Origin of the sequence: Paenibacillus sp. FSL R7-0345 (assembly GCF_038595055.1) — a bacterium.
Lineage (GTDB): Bacteria > Bacillota > Bacilli > Paenibacillales > Paenibacillaceae > Paenibacillus_AQ.
This window is the reverse complement of sequence record NZ_CP152002.1, coordinates 4,434,410-4,452,804: the sequence shown is the minus strand read 5'-3', so window position 1 is coordinate 4,452,804 and position 18,395 is coordinate 4,434,410. Positions and strand designations below refer to the sequence as shown.

13 protein-coding genes are annotated in these 18,395 nt (G+C 52.6%); all 13 read left to right on the top strand.

Going from position 1 to position 18,395, the window contains the following annotated elements; genetic code table 11:
- The first annotated feature begins 41 nt into the window (after window positions 1–41).
- The 13 genes from NST84_RS19150 (at window position 42) to NST84_RS19090 (ending at window position 18,373) form a co-directional block, all read left to right on the top strand.
- Window positions 42–2,798: an S-layer homology domain-containing protein gene (locus tag NST84_RS19150; RefSeq protein WP_342561756.1), complete on the top strand. Its 2,757-nt coding sequence runs from the start codon at window positions 42–44 to the stop codon at window positions 2,796–2,798.
- 189 nt (window positions 2,799–2,987) lie between these two features.
- Window positions 2,988–3,698: an endonuclease III gene (nth, locus tag NST84_RS19145; protein ID WP_342561755.1), complete on the top strand. Its 711-nt coding sequence runs from the start codon at window positions 2,988–2,990 to the stop codon at window positions 3,696–3,698.
- 2 nt (window positions 3,699–3,700) lie between these two features.
- Window positions 3,701–3,967 carry a hypothetical protein gene (locus NST84_RS19140; protein WP_042178089.1) on the top strand — a complete coding sequence of 89 codons (267 nt, stop codon included), beginning with the start codon at window positions 3,701–3,703 and terminating at the stop codon, window positions 3,965–3,967.
- A 78-nt stretch (window positions 3,968–4,045) separates the two neighbouring features.
- Window positions 4,046–4,429, top strand: a complete 384-nt coding sequence (locus NST84_RS19135; protein ID WP_342561754.1) for a hypothetical protein — start codon at window positions 4,046–4,048, stop codon at window positions 4,427–4,429.
- Between the two features lie 755 nt (window positions 4,430–5,184).
- Window positions 5,185–6,831 carry a dynamin family protein gene (locus tag NST84_RS19130; RefSeq protein WP_342561753.1) on the top strand — a complete coding sequence of 549 codons (1,647 nt, stop codon included), beginning with the start codon at window positions 5,185–5,187 and terminating at the stop codon, window positions 6,829–6,831.
- Between the two features lie 149 nt (window positions 6,832–6,980).
- Complete coding sequence (locus tag NST84_RS19125; RefSeq protein ID WP_342561752.1) at window positions 6,981–8,861, top strand: dynamin family protein; 1,881 nt, start codon at window positions 6,981–6,983, stop codon at window positions 8,859–8,861.
- A gap of 149 nt (window positions 8,862–9,010) precedes the next feature.
- The gene (gene purT / locus NST84_RS19120) at window positions 9,011–10,201 is read left to right on the top strand and encodes a formate-dependent phosphoribosylglycinamide formyltransferase (RefSeq protein WP_342566474.1); all 1,191 of its coding nucleotides are present in this window, start codon (window positions 9,011–9,013) and stop codon (window positions 10,199–10,201) included.
- Window positions 10,191–10,655 carry a GNAT family N-acetyltransferase gene (locus tag NST84_RS19115; RefSeq protein ID WP_342561751.1) on the top strand — a complete coding sequence of 155 codons (465 nt, stop codon included), beginning with the start codon at window positions 10,191–10,193 and terminating at the stop codon, window positions 10,653–10,655. The genes purT and NST84_RS19115 overlap by 11 nt, the downstream gene beginning before the upstream one ends.
- A gap of 339 nt (window positions 10,656–10,994) precedes the next feature.
- Entirely contained in the window at window positions 10,995–12,641 is a 1,647-nt protein-coding gene (locus NST84_RS19110) for a response regulator (RefSeq protein WP_342561750.1), read from the top strand.
- Window positions 12,642–12,644: 3 nt separating this feature from the next.
- Window positions 12,645–14,471 (top strand): sensor histidine kinase, encoded by a 1,827-nt coding sequence (locus NST84_RS19105; RefSeq protein WP_342561749.1) that lies wholly within the window; start codon window positions 12,645–12,647, stop codon window positions 14,469–14,471.
- Complete coding sequence (locus tag NST84_RS19100) at window positions 14,468–15,490, top strand: substrate-binding domain-containing protein (protein WP_342561748.1); 1,023 nt, start codon at window positions 14,468–14,470, stop codon at window positions 15,488–15,490. Before NST84_RS19105 ends, NST84_RS19100 begins: the two co-directional genes overlap by 4 nt.
- A gap of 140 nt (window positions 15,491–15,630) precedes the next feature.
- The gene (locus NST84_RS19095) at window positions 15,631–16,716 is read left to right on the top strand and encodes a galactose ABC transporter substrate-binding protein (protein WP_342561747.1); all 1,086 of its coding nucleotides are present in this window, start codon (window positions 15,631–15,633) and stop codon (window positions 16,714–16,716) included.
- Between the two features lie 145 nt (window positions 16,717–16,861).
- Window positions 16,862–18,373, top strand: a complete 1,512-nt coding sequence (locus NST84_RS19090) for a sugar ABC transporter ATP-binding protein (protein WP_342561746.1) — start codon at window positions 16,862–16,864, stop codon at window positions 18,371–18,373.
- Window positions 18,374–18,395: the final 22 nt, after the last annotated feature.

Sequence of the window (18,395 nt, the reverse complement as noted above, 5' to 3'; positions counted from 1 at the left end):
TAACTGAACAATATTCGGGATACAGAGAGGGGAATAACGCATTGTCCGGTCAAAAAAGATCAAAACATACTCTTAGAGCTTATTCTACCCAGGCGGCTTCCGCTGTTCTGGCCGGCGCTATCGCGTTTGGCGGGGCAGGTGCAGCGTTTGCGGATACTGCGGCTACTCCGTCCACTACTTCTGCTCAGGCGGCAACAACTCAATCCTCAGTAGCGGCAGGCAGCATTTTCAGTGATGTCAAGACAGGCTTCTGGGCGGAAAAGCATATTTATAAACTGGCTTCACAAGGCATCGTTGTCGGCAATAACGGGCTGTTCCGTCCGGGAGATTCTGTTACGCAGCAGGAAGCGGTTCTGATGGCGCTGCGCTTCATGAAACTGCAGAACAACGTGGACAGCACATCAGATGTTGTATTTCCAACCAACTTTCAGGTAAATAATTACTATAAACCATACGTTGTGCTTGCATTCCAGTCAGGACTGCTGGACAAGTCGGCAGAAATGGCTGCTGACAACCTCAAGACTTCCTGGGGTGAACGCAAGGCTTCCCGTGAATGGGTGGCCGAGCTGCTGATCCGGGCACTGGGCAAAAGCACGGAGGCAGCAGCTGTAGCAAGTGAACCAACAGGTTTCGCTGATGATGCAAAGGTTTCTGCCAATAAGCGCGGTTATATTAATGCTGCTGTTGATCTGGGGCTTGCAAACGGGCTGGACGGAAACCGATTTGATCCGCAAGGGGCAGTAACGCGTGCGCAGCTGGCGACTTTTTTCAGCCGGGCAGAAGCACATAATTCGCTGCAGTATGACAACACGGTATCGGGTACGATCAGTTCGCTGAAGGACGGCAAACTGACGTTATTCAGCAATGCCACTAATTCAACTTATAACCTGACCTCATCAACCGCCTTTTTTACAAGCACGTCTGAAGCCAGAATCAGTCTGAATGATATTCAGCCCTATACTAAGGTTACAGTAATCGGAGCAACCTACAATGCGGCCTATGTAGAGGTAACTGATCCTGTGCAGCAGATTGAGAGTGTTGAAGGGACCTTTGCTAAAATTACACAGGGCGTCATCTGGGTAGATTCCCCGACCGGCTATGATCAGTACAGCTATGATGCGAGTACAACCTTTGTGGATGTGAATGATGCTGTGATTGACGCTTCGGCGGTTACGGCAGGCAGCAAAATTAAGCTCACACGCGAAACTTTCAGCGGCTCCCGCAAAGTGGTTAAGCTTCAGGTGACTTCAGGTATCGTTAACAAGACGGCCTCCGGAACCATTCAGAGCATCGACACATCTGGCAAAAAGATCACCTTCAAAAACGCATCCGGTACAGTTGAAACCTTTAACTGGGAGGATGGCAGCACCTTGTTCAGCTCGCAGAACGCCGTATTGCAGCCAGCTGACCTTAAAACCAATGCTGCAGTTAAATACACGGTTAAAAATAACGTGCTTACCTCAGTTGAAGTAACTTCGGCTGCAGAACGGACGGTATCGGGTTATATTGTTGAGCTTACCGGTTCAACTATCGTCTATAAAAAATCCGACGGTACGCGCGAAGTTAAGCTGCTGGCTGCATCGCCGGCTATCGTGATTCCGACTGTAGCCAATCCGGCCGCAGCAGACCTTATTGCTGATGCTACGGGCGGAGATAATGTACAGCTGACGCTGAACAGCAGTGACCAGGTTACGAAAATTGAAGTGACCAGCCGTCAGATTGAGCAGTACAGCGGCGCAACTGTAGTTGCATATAATGCCAAAACACAGCTGCTTACCTTTACAGACAGCAGCAACAAAGCGCATGTAGTTCTGCTGAATGCAAGCACCAAGCTTGCCTATGACGGAGTGGCTACACCAACGCTGGCCGGTATTGCAGCCAGACTTACCGAAGGCCGCAAGATTGATGTAAATGCTGTCGGTGACCGTGCCTTGTCTGTCGAAAGTACAACCAAGTATACCGGGACCCTGACATCACTGAACGCTACAACCCGTATGCTTGTACTTAAGCTGGCTAACGGCCAGTCGCTGACATTGCCTTATCCGGTGAGCGTTGATTATTTCGGCAGAGCATCAGCGAGCATTGCTGATGTAGCAGTCAACAGCCCTGTAACGGCAGTGCTGTCCGGAACCCAGGATATCATCTCCGTACTGCGTGTCCAGTCTGACCTGCAGCTTGAGATTAGCTCGCTGAACAGTAATACCAATAAGCTGGGTGTAAAATGGTCGGGCGGCACAAGTGAGATTTATACGCTGACCGTTCCTATGACCAATGAGGCCGGCCAGACTATTACCATCAGTGACCTGAAGGTCGGCGGCTTCATCAATGTGAAGTTTGACGGAAGCACACCGGTTTCCATCCAGGCGGTGAAGCTAAGCAGCGGCCAGGTGGCTGCGGTGGATGCTGCTGCAGGAACGCTGACTGTTAAGGATTACACAGGGGCATCACAGGCCTTTACAGCCGGTAGCGGAGTAAGAGTAGTCCGTGACGGTGTTACGACAACATCACTAAGTAATGTGACAACAGCAGACCGCGTGGAAGTACGCAAGGATGCGGATGGTGTAGTTCTGATCCGTGTGCTGAGTCAGATCAGCAAAGTATTCTCACGGGTGGATACCGCAACCAATGAGCTGCAGGTTAAACGTACTAATCTGAATGATGCATACCGCTATAAACTGGCGGCAAATGTATATATTCATCAAGGTGACACGACTTTATCCGTGCAATCTCTCAAAGAAAATGATAATATTATAATGTATTTTAATAATGACGTTGTAGTTGAAATTGTGAAACAATAATGTTATGGTGGATTTCCGTGTGAAACACCGTCTTGACGCAGCGTAAACACTAACTGCGTCAAGACGTTTTTTTTGAAATATAAGAATAGGTAAGCTCCTCACTGAATGGATCCTTATATTTCTGCAGATTATGAGAAGGTACGCTCGTATGAACAACCCCGAGTGTAAATACTCCGTGGAGGGGACGCTATGAAAGCTGCAGAGGTCCGCCACATTCTGGATACTATTGGAGACTTGTTTCCTGATGCGCATTGCGAACTGAATCACAAGAACGCCTTCGAGCTAACGATTGCGGTATTGCTGTCGGCCCAATGTACGGACGCAACAGTAAATAAAGTGACAGTGGACCTGTTTCAGAAGTATCAATCCCCGCTGGACTACGTTTCCGTTCCTTTGGAGGAGCTGGAGAATGACATCCGGCGCATCGGATTGTTCCGTAACAAAGCCAAGCATATTCAGAACCTCTGCTCGATTCTGATCGAGCAGTACGGCGGAGAAGTGCCCCAGGCTCATGACCAGCTGGTTACCTTACCCGGTGTCGGACGGAAGACAGCCAATGTTGTAGTTTCCAATGCTTTTGGAGTACCGGCTATCGCGGTAGATACCCATGTGGAGCGTGTAGCCAAGCGGCTGGCGCTTGCGGGCTGGGATGATTCCGTGCTGGAAGTGGAGAAGAAGCTGATGAAGGCGGTGCCCCGTGAGGAGTGGACGCTCACGCATCACCGGCTGATTTTTTTCGGACGCTATCACTGCAAAGCACAGAACCCGGCATGTCAGGTGTGTCCACTGCTCGACGTATGCCGGGAGGGCAAAAAACGTATGAAAACCGCAGCAATCAGGAAAACTAAGACTGAAGCGGGAGCAACAAAGAAGTTAGAGATGAAGAAGAGGATGGGATAGAGATGAAGTGCATTTCCGTGTATACTGATAATTTTGAGACATTTTCCGATATTTTCGACCGTGTAGTAGAAAGTCCGCTTGAAGAAAATGAAGAGCAGGAAGTGGAAGGCATCACGATCAGCCACTCCGGCGATGTGCCTGAACACTATCTGGAGCGTATGTCCCAGAAGCCAGAGGTTGTCGTTATGAAGGACAAGTCCCGCGGCCTGACTATTCTTCAGCACGGTAAAGTATTCGAAATTCTGCTTCCGGTTCTGGAAACAGCTTAATATTAATGTACAGGAAGAGCCGGCCCGCAGGGGCCGGTTTTTTTATATATCTGCTAACCAGAAAGTGAGGCTGTATATATGGAAGATGAATCAGTGAGATCATTAAATACAGATCAAGTGGAATCTTTGAAGTCGCTGCAATCCACGATTCGAAAGCTGGAAAGCGCCTTATCCCAGATGACTCAAAGCGGAGCAAATACTACTCTGGTTAAGAAACGGCTCCATGCAGTCTGCACCGGCTTGGCTGTGCTGGAACACGTCTGGGGGCAGAAGGGAAATTTTCACCCCTATACTCCTGAAGATTTAACAGAAGCCCGTACCGTTCTTATCGGATTAACAACATCTGTTGAAAACAGTTACGTAAAGTCAAAAGCGGGAAGTCCGCAAAGAACGCTGCTGGAAAGAAGATTACTGGCGCTGAAGCTGGCTGTTCAAGCGATGGAGGAGCTCTTGGCTGATTAGATCGGATTAGTTAAAGGCGTTAAGGCGGTTAGGAGACTTAACTGCAGTTTGTACAACTAAAGCTTGCGGCTGGAGGTACTTTTTCAATATAAGTGTACTTTGTGCAGCTATAATCGGCTGAAAAGGCTAAAACACACTTTTCGTGATCATATAAGTGTACAGGATACAGCTATTCGTTATTTTTGAACAAAAACAGATGGTTTAGTTGTACAGAGTGCAGTTATATGGATTGAACTGCAAACCGTAAACCGCAAACCGCAAACCGCAAACCGAAAACTGCAAACCGCAAACCCATTGGGTAATAGCAATAAATACCACCTGAAGTGATTGTACTTTGTGCATTAGATGAGGTTAGAGCACCTACAGAATACAACAGAGTGTATCGATGATACATACATCCTAAATGTGAATAAGATCCCCCAGAATCAGACTCGCACTAACATTCTGTGTAACTTCCTCAATTCCGCCTCTACGGCCAATGCCAAACCTTTTGCAAGTACAGATCCCGTTTGTTTACCTGTAGTTTTGTAGGGGATTATAGCTGTTTTTGTAAAACGTAATGATTTGATTTGTGACAAACAGGTGATAAAATGTAGGTAATCTGCGGACTGTTAAATTTGAAATAAAATGTTTTGAAATATCCGACACGATTACAGGTAATTGAAAGCGGTTATTTACAGTTAATGGACATATGAATATTGAAGTACATAGTTATATAGTTGAGAATTTTTAAGGAAACGCGGAGGTGGGCCATTGTGCAGGCAGAACAGACGAAGCTGGAACAGCAGCAGGTAAAGGATTCAGCGTTATCCTCTTTTAAAGGGCTGATGGATCAGTGGGATGAAGCTGAAACGGCCAGAGTTATTACGGATTTGCAGAGTAAAGAGCAGAAGGATGAACTGACGCTGGCTTTTTGCGGACATTTCTCTGCAGGGAAGTCAAGCATGATCAATAAGCTCTGCGGCAGCAATGTGCTGCCCTCAGGCCCGGTGCCGACCAGTGCAAACGTTGTGTCGATCCGCTGCGGGGAGCCGCGTGTAACGCTGTATCCGGTGCCGGCGCAGAAGAATGTACCAGTAATCCCTTGGGAAACTACGCCGGACCAGCTGCAGGAATATTGCCGCAACGGCGGTGAATATACGGCTATTGAGGTGTGGGAACAGGTACCGCTCCTCGGCGGGCATGGTGTGCTGATGGATACGCCTGGAGTTGATTCCACTGATGACGGCCATCAGGCGGCGACCCGCTCGGCGCTGCATCTGGCTGATGTGGTGTTCTATGTGATGGATTACAATCATGTGCAGTCCGAAAATAACCTGGCTTTTGCCAAAAATCTCAGTGACTGGGGAAAACCGCTGTATCTTATTGTCAACCAGATCGACAAGCACCGCCAGCGCGAAATTCCGATTACCGAGTACCGGCAGCAATTGGAAAGCGCTTTCGAGTCCTGGGGCATTCAGGCGGCCGGGCTTTTATTCACCTCTTTGAAGGTGGAGGAGCACCCGCTGAATCAATGGAATGAACTGCTGCAGCTGATTGCTGCTCTGCTGGACCGGCGTGAGGAGCTGCTGCAATACAGCCTGTCCCGGTCAGCCCATCATATTGCTGATACCCTGGTAACTGCATATGCGGAAGAACAGAGTGAGCAGCGGGAACAGCTGAAGGAGGAAACGGAAGGAGCGAGCGTTGCGGCAATTCAGCAGGAATTAGCGGCAAGCGCCGGGGAAGCAGATAAGCTGGAGAGACTGGAGGAGGAAGCGCGGCATACTCTGCGCAGCACGCTTGATACGCTGCTGGGAAACAGCAATCTGATGCCTGCGGATGTCAGGGAGGCGGCTGGTGCTTACGTGGAGAGTCTGTCGCCCGGATTCCGGCGCGGGCTTTTGTTCACTGCTGCCAAGCGGGAAAAGGAGCAGGAGAAACGGCTTGCCGCCTGGCATAGCCTGCAGAGCCGGGAAATTTCCGGCCAGCTGGACTGGCACCTTCTGCAGGCGGTGCGTGAATGGGCCGAAGGCCTGGGAGTGTGGGAGGACGGGGCGGAGGCCCGGCTGAAGGAGAGCTTCCCGGCGGTGAGCCGCGAGTGGCTCGCGGGTCAGGTGAAGCCGGGAACGTCCGGCAGCGGCGAGGCGCTGCTTAACTTCTGCCGCACGCTGGCGGCAGAAGTCAAAGCGCAGTACCGCCGCGCTGCGCTCTCCGGCGGCGATGAGCTGCTGGCGCAGCTGCCGCCGCTCATCGGGGAGCGGCGCACCGCCCTCGCGCGCCGCGAAGCCGCCCTGCTGCGCAAGGCGGATGCCGCCGCTGCGCTTGCGGCACTTGACCGCGCGGCGGACGCCCGCGCGCAAGCCTTGCGGCGCTGCTGCCGCAGCGCCGCGCCCTCACCCCCGGTGCCCTGCCGGGGGTAAGGGCAAGCACGCACGCGGCCGCGCCAGAGGCTGCGCCGCGTGCAGCCCAGCCGCGGCACAGCGCCGCGGCTGGCCCTTCCGCCGCCCCGGACTGGGCGGCGGCGGGGTCGCCGGCGGGCGGGCGCCGCCGGCTGGGCAAGGCCGCAGCGGTGCTGGACGCTGCGGCGGAGCTGCTGCGCTGCGAGCCGGCGATGGCCTCGGCGGCGCGCAGCCTGGCGGCACGGGCCCAGACCCTGGCCGCCGGCCGCTTTACACTGGCGCTGTTCGGGGCGTTCAGCGCCGGCAAGTCCTCCTTCGCCAACGCATTGCTGGGCGAGGACGTGCTGCCGGTGTCTCCGCATCCCGCCACAGCCGCCGTCGGGCGCATTCTGGCGCCGGAGGGAGCGTACCTGCACGGGGATGCACTCATAACAATGAAGTCCCAGCAGGAATTCTGGGACGATATTGTCCATTCCTTTAGTGTGCTTCAGCTGCCGGCGCCGCAGCAGCAGACCTGGATATCGGTTGCAGCTAATCTGCAGGCCGGCGGCCTGCATCCGTCGGCGCTGCCGCATATCGGATTCCTGCGGGCTGCAGCGGCTGGCTGGCCGAAGGCGGAAGGACGGCTCGGCACGGTCCGGACGGTGGATCTGCAGGAATACCGCAGTCTGGTTGCAGATGAGACACAGGCCTGCTTTATCCAGGGGACGGACCTGTATTACGACTGCCCGCTTACCGCCAGCGGTATCATACTGGTGGATACGCCGGGAGCGGATTCCCTGCATGCCCGTCATACCGGCGTAACCTTCGGGTATATGAAGGATGCCGATGCCATCTGCTTCGTGACCTATTACAATCATGCCTTCTCCAAGGCAGACCGCGGCTTGCTGGCCCAGCTCGGCAGAATTAAAGACAGCTTTGCCCTGGATAAAATGTTCTTTATCATCAATGCCTCCGATCTGGCAAGCAGCGAAGAAGAGCTGGAGGAGGTAAAAGCACATGTAGCCGGCAACCTGCGCACAGGCGGCCTGACCTCACCGCGGATTTATGCTTTATCCAGCCTGCTGGCCCTGGAAGGCAAGACAGGGATGGACCGGGAACGGTACGAAGCGTCCCGCTTCCGCACCTTTGAAGACGCGCTGGCCCGGTTCGCCGGCGGGGAGCTGCCGCAGCTGTCGCTGAATGCGGCCCGGGGCAGCATCGCCTCGGTCCGGCTGCGGGCAGAGGAGTGGCGGGAGCTGGCGGCTGCTGAGGCAGGCAGGAGGGAAACGGGGCTGCAGGAGCTGCAGGCCCGTAAAGAAGCAGCTGCCAGGCGGCTTGCCCTGCTGGCGGCCGAAGAACGGCCGGCCCGTGATCTGCAGCGTGAAGGCGCGGAGCTGATTTACCATGTCGGACAGCGGATTAGCTTCGCGCTTGGCCGTTTTTTTCAGGAATCCTTTCATCCTTCCCTGCTGCGTGAGGATGCCCGCAATTTGAAGGAGATCTTTACCGCCTGCGGCCGGGAGCTGGAACGTACACTGCAGCGGGAGCTGGAACAGGAACTATGGGCCACAACGCTACGGCTGGAGGCGGCCGGGAAGCGGCTTGCCGGTCAGGCGGCCCTGGCAGCGGCGGAAGAGCTGTCTTTATCCGGCGGGGAGCTTGAGCTGCTGGAGAACGGGCAGGAGCGCTGGACTGCGCCGGAGAAGCTGGAGGCACACCTGAATCCGCTTGACTGGCCTGCCTACTGGAGCCGGTTCAAATCGCCGCGCCATTTCTTTGAAGGGCCGGGCCGTTCAGAGCTGCGCGCTGAAGCAGAGCCGCTGCTTAAGGAAGCTCTCACCAGGGCGGCGGAAGCGGAGCAGGAGCTGCTGCTAGATTTTTATACTGTCGCCCTGAACACAGCATTAGCAATGGCTGCAGGCAGGCTGCATGAAGCGATGCAGGAACGGGAGGAAGCGATGTCAGAGCTGCTGAAAGGGGGTGATTCAGCGGAGCACTGGAATGAAATTGCGTCACAGCTGCACCTCCTGGAACAGTCCTTCGGGGAGCTTTTGAAAAATGATCTGTGAAGTTTGTAGGAAAATGTCGAAGAACACTTGCAAATTAACCGCTGATGGAAGAAAATAAAGGAGCCTGGAAATTTACAATGAAACTGCTGTCCGTTTACAGAAACCTTGAAAATCAGCAGTTAAATTTGCGAAAGAGGTTGGAATCGACAATGTGGGGAGCTCCTTTTTCAGCCCAAAACCGTAAGCTGCTGCTCCTGGGCAGCGGAGAATTGGGTAAGGAAGTCATTATCGAAGCTCAGCGCCTTGGCGTAGAGACCGTAGCAGTAGACCGTTATCCGAATGCCCCTGCGATGGGCGTTGCTCACCGATCCTATGTCATTGACATGCTCGACGCAGAGGCACTCAAAGCATTGATCCGTGCAGAGAAGCCAGATCTTATTGTGCCTGAGATTGAAGCCATTGCGACACATGCGCTGCTGGAGCTGGAGGAGGAAGGCTATAATGTCATTCCTACCGCCCGTGCAGCCCGGCTGACAATGGACCGTGAAGGTATCCGCCGGCTGGCAGCCGAAGAGCTTGGCCTGCCGACTGCGCCGTACCGGTTCGCCGACAGCCTGGAAGAGCTGCGTGCAGCACTGGAAGAGCTGGGTACCCCTTGCGTCATTAAGCCGATTATGAGCTCTTCCGGCAAAGGCCAGAGCATCTGCAGACAGCCTGAAGATGCTGAAGCCAGCTGGAACATCGCACTTGAAGGCGCGCGCGCCAAAGGGACACGCGTTATTGTCGAAGGGTTTGTTACCTTTGAGAGTGAGATTACGCTGCTCACTGTCCGGACGGTAAGCGGCACGGTATTCTGTCCGCCTATCGGCCACATCCAGAAGGATGGGGATTATGTTGAATCGTGGCAGCCGCATCAGATGAGCGCTGAGCAGCTGGCCGAATCACAGTCCATTGCCAGAGCCGTTACCGATCAGCTTGGCGGACTTGGTATTTTTGGAGTGGAGCTGTTTCTTACGGATCAGGGTGTGTTGTTCAGCGAAGTATCGCCGAGACCTCATGATACCGGCATGGTTACAATGATTACACAGGATTTATCGGAATTTGCTCTGCATGTCAGAGCCATTCTTGGATTTCCGCTGGACCCGGTAACGTTAGTTACACCGGGGGCATCGGCTACCCTGAAGGCGGAGACTGAAGGACAAGCCTTCACCATCTCCGGTATCGGTGAGGCGCTGGCACTGCCGCGCACACAGGTAAGGGTATTCGGCAAGCCTGAAATCCGCCCTGGACGGCGGATGGCAGTAGCCTTAAGTGCGGCGGAAGATGTGAATATCGCGCGGACAGCAGCCAAAAAGGCAGCGTCTATGCTAAAAGTGGAGGTATATGAGGATGAACAGTAGTACTCAGGAGCAAGTACTGCAAATTCGCAAATGGGGTACAAGTGACCTGGAGAGAGTTACAGCCCTTTTGCGTGAATTCGGCTATCCGACAACGCTTAGCGTGATGAAAGAGAGAATGGAAGGCATGGAGCATGATCCGTTCCATTGCACAATGGTTGCTGAGCTGGATAATGAAGTTGTGGGAATGATTGATCTTCATCAGGTGAAATCCTATTACAAGCAGGCAGACTGCATTACGGAAATTACCGCGCTGATCGTATCAGAGGAGCTCAGAGGACACGGCCTTGGCAAAAGACTGGTTGCTGCCGCAGAAGACTGGGCCCGCCAAAAAGGCTGCTGCCAGCTGTTTCTCAGAAGCGGCAACCGCGTAGAGCGCGCGCCGGCGCATGCTTTTTACCGTCATATCGGATTCGAGAAAAGCGCAGGCTACCGTTTCAGCAAAGCCCTGCTGTAAATCTTATACATGCAATCATCCCCATCCCGGAGCTATCGGGATGGTTTTTTTTTGCACAGACTTACTAAGTTATGTATAGATGTAATTCACCCGTTCTCCCAGCAGTTTCTTCACGTATCCCCGTTTCTGCGAAAATTCTTCATGTTGACCCTTGCCAAACCGGCAGACTAATATTATAGTGAAATGCCTGCTATATTCGCAGACTTATTTGTTTTAAACAGAAACAGCAGGGAGTGAATCAGCCGGCGTTCTTTTACCGTAAGAGAGATCCGTCTAAGCCCTCACTCTTTATGCTTTTTTTTATTAGAACAACATTTTTAATTCAAAGAGGGATGATGCATGTATAAACTGATTCTTGCCGAAGATGAAGAGGATGTACGGGAAGGGATAATTGCCCAGATCGATTGGGAGAAATACGGCTTTGAACTGGTTGAACAGGCAGAGAACGGCCGGGAAGCAGCCGAAGTGGTGGACCGTCTGCTGCCGGACGTAGTGGTCACGGATATCCAGATGCCGTTCATGAATGGCCTGCAGCTGGCCGAGTGGATTCGCAGCCGTCATCCCAATACGAAGATTATTATTCTTACCGGCTTTGATGAGTTTGAATATGCCCAGAAGGCAATCAAGCTGCAGATTGATGAGTATATTTTGAAACCGTTCTCATCGCAGGAGCTGATTGATGTGCTTCTGAAGGTAAGGGCAGTCATTGAAGCGGAAATCGCCGAGAAGGAGAATGTATATGTGCTGAGTGAGCATTACCGCAAAAGCCTCCCCGTGCTCCGGGAGCAGTTCCTCTCCTCACTGGTGTCCCGGCGGCTGCCGCTGAAGGAAATCAGCGACAAAAGCTCAGAATACAGCATTGACCTTAACGGCAGGCAATTCCAGGCTTCCGTTATTAGCATTGATTATATCCATACCGGAGAGAATCAGGGGGCAGGCAGCCGGCATGTATCCTTACGCGATACCGGAGATCACAATCTGCAGCTGTTTGCCATCCTGAATATTGCCGAGGAAATATGCCAGAAGCACGGCTTCGGCAGGGTGTTCATTCACCGGGATGATGTCGTGCTGCTGTCAGCCAGTCAAGCGGCGGATGAAGCGGAGATTACCGGCAGCACGCTAACGGTTCTAGAAGAGATCCGCCAGAACGTGCAGCGCTTTCTCAAGCTGACGGTGACAGCAGGGGCAGGTACGGTCTGCCAGTCGGCCGGCATGCTGTTCAATTCTTTTGCTGATGCGATGCAGGCGCTGGATTACCGGCTGATTCTCGGCAACAACAGAGTGATCTGGATTGAGGATGTCGAGTCGAGATCCAATCAGCTGCTGGCTTTTGACGAGCTGACCCAGCAATCCCTGATCCGTACGATTAAGCTGGGCACAGTGCAGGAGCTGAAAGAGGTTGTGGACGAGCTGTTCGGCGGCCTGGATACCGCGCAGGTTTCTACACAGGATTATCAGATTTTTCTGCTGGAGATTATCACGTCCATCCTGCGTGTAGCCAAAGAGTCGGGAACAGAAGCAGCAGACTTCATCGGTGCAGGCATTTCTACGCTGTCCGAAATCAATAAGTTCAATAATATGGGCGAAGCGAAGCAGTGGATTATCAATACCTGCACCCGGCTGATGGACTCTATCGCCTCTGAACGGCAGTCCAGCTACAAGCAGCTGATCGATCAGGCCAAGGATTTTATCCGCAGTCATTATGAGGAATCTGACATCTCTATCGGCCGGGTCTGCCAGCACCTGCATATCAGCACCGGATATTTCAGCAGTATTTTTAAAAAAGAAATGAAAATGACCTTTGTCAGCTATCTGCTGCAGATCCGTCTGGAGGCTGCCAAGGAGCTTCTCCGTTCTACTGAGCTGAAGGCATTTGAAATCGCGGAAAAGATCGGCTTCTCGGACCCGAATTATTTCAGCTTCTGCTTCCGCAAAAAATACGGGCAGTCGCCCAAAGAGTACAAGAACAGCTCCCGGGGAGGATAATTCATGAACAAAAGCAAGGCGGATCTCTTCCCGCTGCGTCCGCAGTCCGGCCAGCGCGGCCGGATGCGGCTCTCTGCCAAGCTGCGGAGCATCCAGCTGATCATAACCCTCTCTTTTACGGCAGTGGCTGTGCTGGTAGCGGTCATTGTCGCTTTTATGCTGTACAACAAATTTGCCAAGACTGCGGAGGAGAACGCCAACCTGAACATGCAGCAGATCATCGAACAGGTAAACTACAACCTGGAGCTGTACGTGAAGGGGATGAGCAACATTTTTGATACGGCGGAGAAGCAGATTACGACGAGCGCTGCCATCGATTCGCCGCTGCTCTATGAACGGATGGATACGCTGATGAGCAGCCGCGAGGATCTGGTTTCGGTGGCTGTTTTTACCCCTCAGGGGCAGTATGTTCTCGGCACACCGGGCCAGAGTATGCGGCTGAACACGCAGCTGCAGAGTCAGAGCTGGTTCACCAGCGCCCAGAAAACGCCGGACATTTCCTATTCCGCACCGCATATCCAGAACCTGTTCAAGGGAAAATATACCTGGGTCGTGTCGATCAGCAAAAGGATTGAGTACAAGCAGGACGGGGAACTGAAGTCAGGCATTCTGCTGATAGATTTTAACTTCCGGACGATTGACCAGCTCAGCCGCCAGGTTAAGCTCGGCAAGCGGGGATACGCCTATATTCTCGATCCGCTCGGCAACATCGTTTATCATCCGCAGCAGCAGCTGATCTATGCCGGCCTGAAGTATGAGAATGTAGAGCCGGTTCTTGAGTATGCTTACCGGAGCTATCTCGATGAATCGACCGGGGAGAAGCGTTTTATCACCGTTCGTACGGTGGAAGAGACCGGCTGGAAAATCGTCGGCGTCGCCTATTACGATGAGATTGTAACAACCAAACGTGACCTGAACCAGTTTCTGATCTGGTTTCTGGCTGTGGTTATCCTTTGCGTAATTGCGGTATCCGTCTTCCTCTCCTGGCTGATTGCCAGCCCCATCCGCAAGCTGGAGCGGACAGTCAAGCAGGTGGGTGACGGGGATCTTAATACGCCGATCAATGTGAGCGGTGCTTATGAGGTGGAGCAGCTGTCCAGGCGTTTTAACCTGATGCTGCAGCGGATCCGCCAGCTGATGGACCAGATCATCTATGAGCAGGAGACGAAGCGCAAGGGTGAGCTGGAGGTGCTACAGTCGCAGATTAACCCGCATTTTCTGTACAATACGCTGAACTCTGTCGTCAGGCTGGCCGAACGCGGCAAAAATGATGAGGTCATCACAATGATCCAGTCGCTCTCGAAATTTTTCCGGATCAGTCTCAGCAAAGGAAATAACATTATTACCGTACAGGAGGAGCTGGATCATATCCGCCATTATCTGGTGATTCAGAGCTTCCGTTTCAAAAATAAATTCCGCTTCGAGATCAAAGCGCAGGATGAGGTGCTGCCGCTTCAGACGATTAAGCTGATTTTGCAGCCGATTGTGGAGAACGCGCTTTACCATGGCATTGAAATGTCGCCGGATGAAGGCATGGTGCTGATTACCGCAGAGCTGGCGGATGATCTGATTGTCATTAAAATCAGCGATAACGGGATCGGCATGTCCCGGGAGACGCTGAATACGATTCTGAGCGGCGGCGGAAAAAGCGGCAGCGGCTCCGGTGTCGGAGTACGCAATGTGAACGAGCGGATCGGGCTCTATTACGGCCGTGAATTCGGGCTAACCTTTGAAAGTGAGCTGGAAGAGGGGACTGAGGTCACGATTATTTTTCCGGCGGTAAGCAGCAGGACGGACGAAGAGAGTACGGGAGGAGAGGAGCCGTTATGAAAATAATACGTTTGTTGCTGACACTGCTGATGTGCGGACTGGTCTGGCTGACGGTTACCTCCTGCTTCAACACGTCGCCTGTCTATATCAACACCAAGAACACACGTAACATTCATATGATCGTCAAAATGAACAAAGGTGACTATTGGAATACGGTCAAGCTTGGAGCGGAAGCGGCTGCCAAAGAGTTCAATGTCAATCTTACCTTCAAGGCTCCGGATTCCGAGAGCATGATTGATGAGCAGGTGGCCATGGTGCAGGATTCGGTCAGCCAGCACGCGGATGCTATTATTTTGGCGGCCAGCAGCTATATGGGGTTAGCCCAGGTTGTCGATCAGGCGGCTTACTCCAAAATCCCGGTCATTTCGGTCGATGCCGAGGTCGGCTCTGCAAAGGTACGGGCGTATGTCGGCTCCAACGGCTATGAGGCCGGGCAGAAATCTGCCGAACGCCTGATTACGCTGCTTAACGGCACGGGGGAGATCGGCATTCTTAATTTTACGAGCGCATCTTTAAATGAACAGCAGGAGATCGGCTCGATTGATTATGGTGCCCGGGATGCGGATGAGCGGGAGAAGGGGTTCCTGAACTATGCTGCCCGTTACCCTAACATTGATGTGGTGCAGATATCCTACACCTCCTCGAACACTACGGAAGCCGAGGCCTTGACCCGGCAAATGCTGAAGAACCATCCGGCACTGCGGGGAATCGCTACGCTGAACGAGACAGCCTCACAGGGAGCGGGCAAGGTTATTCAAAGTGAGGGACTCGACAATATTATCAAAATGGTCGCCTTTGACAGCTCTCCGTCCATGCTGGAGCTGCTGCAGAACGGCACCGTTCAGGCTACGGTTATCCAGAATCCGTTCAGCAACGGCTATCTGGCGGTGAAATATGCGGTGGAAGCGGTAGAGGGAATGGTTGTGCCGGAGCGCGTGGATACAGGTACGAAGCTGATTGATCTGGACAATATGCTGTATCCCGAGAACCAGAAGCTGCTGTTTCCGTTTGTAAAATAAGATTTTTATTATATTAGAATTTTCATAAAAGACAGTAGGATTTTATATTCGCAACCGTTTTCATGTGGGGCATAATAAGGATGTGCCTGAGACACGGACACACTAATAATAAAGAAACATCACCAGGAGGTCATTAAATTATGAAAAAACTCACTTCCGTATTACTGGCTAGTGCATTACTGGGTGCAGCTCTGGCAGGCTGCGGCGGCAATAACGACAACTCTGCTAATACAGCTGCAACAAATGCTCCTGCCGGCAATGCGGCAGCGGACACAGCGAATACCAGCAGCGGTGAAACGCCAAAGGTTGGGGTAGCGATTTACAAATTTGATGATACTTTCATGACTGGCGTGCGTAACGCGATTGACGCAGCTGCCAAAGGCATCGCGACTGTAGATATTGTAGACAGCCAAAACTCGCAGCCGACACAGAATGATAAGGTTGACCTGTTTGTTACCAAAAAATATGACGGCATGCTGATCAACCCGGTTGACCGTACCGCTGCAGGCGTTATCATCGACAAAGCAAAGGCTGCTGACATTCCGGTAGTATTCCTAAACCGCGAACCGCTGCCTGAAGATATGAAGAAATGGGATAAAGTCTATTATGTAGGCGCAAAAGCAGAAGAGTCCGGCACGATGTCCGGCCAGCTGATTGTTGACTACTGGAAAGCTCACCCTGAAGCTGACAAAAACGGTGACGGCGTGCTCCAGTACGTAATGCTCAAAGGCGAACCGGGACACCAGGATGCCGAGCTGCGCACGACTTACTCCATCCAGGCTATCGAAGATGCCGGCATCAAGGTTGAAAAGCTGGCTGAAGATACTGCAATGTGGGACCGCGTTAAAGGCCAGGAAAAAATGGCTGCCTTCCTTGGTTCCCACGGCGACAAGATCGAAGCTGTTCTGGCTAACAATGATGACATGGCACTGGGCGCAATTGAAGCTCTGAAAGCGCAAGGCTACTTCACTGGCGACAAATACATGCCGGTAGTAGGTGTTGACGCTACTGCACCAGCTGTTCAGGCCCTGCAGGACGGCACCATGCTCGGAACAGTGCTGAACGATGCGAACAACCAGGGTAAAGCGGCAATCACTGTTGCAGCACTGCTGGCTAAAGGCGAAACTCCAACGAAAGACAACGTAGGCTTCGATATCACTGACAACCAATACGTATGGATCTCCTACAAAAAGATCACTAAAGACAACGTAGCTGACGCGCAATAATAGCTTCTGGTAACAGATCTAATAGATAAAAATGATAACCGGGGAGCGGGTCCATCCGCTCTCCGGACTTCCTTAAGGGTAGGGAACAGGATAGAACCGCTGTGCCTCTCATGGAAAAAGAAAAAAGCGTAGGGGGCGTAACAACATGGCTAATGCTGAGTTTTTGCTGGAAATGAACAATATTACAAAAGAATTCCCCGGCGTTAAGGCGCTGGATGGAGTCAGCCTCAAGGTTAGACCGGGTTCGGTACATGCACTCATGGGCGAAAACGGGGCCGGAAAATCAACATTGATGAAATGTCTCTTTGGCATTTATTCACCGGACGCCGGTGAGATCTTTCTGGATGGCGAAAAAGCCAATATTACCAACTCCAACGATGCCCTCGGGCACGGCATTTCGATGATTCACCAGGAGCTGCATCCGGTACCTTTCCGGAGCGTGATGGAGAACATCTGGCTGGGACGTTTTCCGACTAAGGGCTTCGGGCCGATCCAGTTCATTGACCACAAAAAAATGTATGCGGATACGGCAAGCCTGTTCAAGGACCTGGATATTGATCTGAGTCCCGAAACCTTGGTGGGCAAGCTGTCTGTATCGAAAATCCAATCCATTGAAATCGCGAAGGCCGTTTCTTTTCATTCCCGCGTTATTGTAATGGATGAGCCGACCTCTTCCCTGACAAGCGTGGAAGTTGAGCATTTGTTCCGGATTATCCGGGACCTGCAAAAAAGAGGCGTAGCTATTATCTATATATCTCACAAGATGGAAGAGATTCTGGAAATCTCTGATGAAGTAACCATTATGCGTGACGGTAAAAAAATCGGCACCTGGCCGTCAGCCGAGCTGACAACGGACCTGATTATCTCCCGAATGGTCGGCCGTGACCTGACGAACCGCTTCCCGGAACGCAGCAATGTTCCCGGCGAAGTCTATCTGAAGGTAGAAGGCCTGACCTCTCCGGAACCAAGATCGTTTAAGGATGTCTCGTTCAATCTTAGACGGGGCGAAATTCTCGGGGTAGGCGGACTCGTGGGTGCACAGCGGACCGAGGTCATTGAAGCCCTGTTCGGACTGCGGGCGATTCAGTCCGGCAGTATCTCCATCGACGGTAAAAAGGTTAACATCAATTCACCGCAGGATGCCAAAAAGCACGGGCTGGCGCTGCTGACGGAAGAGCGCCGTGTGACCGGTATTTTCCCGGTGCTGTCTGTTCATGAAAACGGGGCGATTGCCAACCTCGACCGCTACCGTAAACCCTACCTGCTGCTTGACGGCAAGAAGAAAAAGGTTGAGGTCGACCGGATGATCGAGAAGCTCCGCACCAAGACACCGACCACCAAGGTACAGATTATGAACCTCTCCGGCGGTAACCAGCAAAAGGTGCTGCTGGCCAGATGGCTGCTGACCGAGCCTGAAGTTCTGCTGCTCGATGAGCCGACCCGCGGAATTGACGTCGGTGCCAAATTTGAGATTTATTCCATCATTGCCGACCTGGCGAAGCAGGGCAAGAGCATCATCATGATCTCATCCGAGATGCCGGAGCTGCTGGGGATGTCTGACCGTGTAATGGTGATGTCTGAAGGAAAGCTTACAGGAATATTAGAAGGCGACCAGGCTACGGAAACCGAAGTTATGCGTCTCGCCGCACAGCATTAGGATAGGAGCAGCCAGAACAGCG

Bases quoted from the DNA above. Each gene is read 5' to 3' on its own strand.
- NST84_RS19090 (WP_342561746.1), top strand. From the start codon at position 16,862: ATGGCTAATGCTGAGTTTTTGCTGGAAATGAACAATATTACAAAAGAA.
- NST84_RS19100 (WP_342561748.1), top strand. From the start codon at position 14,468: ATGAAAATAATACGTTTGTTGCTGACACTGCTGATGTGCGGACTGGTC.
- NST84_RS19115 (WP_342561751.1), top strand. From the start codon at position 10,191: ATGAACAGTAGTACTCAGGAGCAAGTACTGCAAATTCGCAAATGGGGT.
- purT (WP_342566474.1), top strand. From the start codon at position 9,011: ATGTGGGGAGCTCCTTTTTCAGCCCAAAACCGTAAGCTGCTGCTCCTG.
- NST84_RS19110 (WP_342561750.1), top strand. From the start codon at position 10,995: ATGTATAAACTGATTCTTGCCGAAGATGAAGAGGATGTACGGGAAGGG.
- NST84_RS19095 (WP_342561747.1), top strand. From the start codon at position 15,631: ATGAAAAAACTCACTTCCGTATTACTGGCTAGTGCATTACTGGGTGCA.
- NST84_RS19105 (WP_342561749.1), top strand. From the start codon at position 12,645: ATGAACAAAAGCAAGGCGGATCTCTTCCCGCTGCGTCCGCAGTCCGGC.
- nth (WP_342561755.1), top strand. From the start codon at position 2,988: ATGAAAGCTGCAGAGGTCCGCCACATTCTGGATACTATTGGAGACTTG.
- NST84_RS19135 (WP_342561754.1), top strand. From the start codon at position 4,046: ATGGAAGATGAATCAGTGAGATCATTAAATACAGATCAAGTGGAATCT.
- NST84_RS19140 (WP_042178089.1), top strand. From the start codon at position 3,701: ATGAAGTGCATTTCCGTGTATACTGATAATTTTGAGACATTTTCCGAT.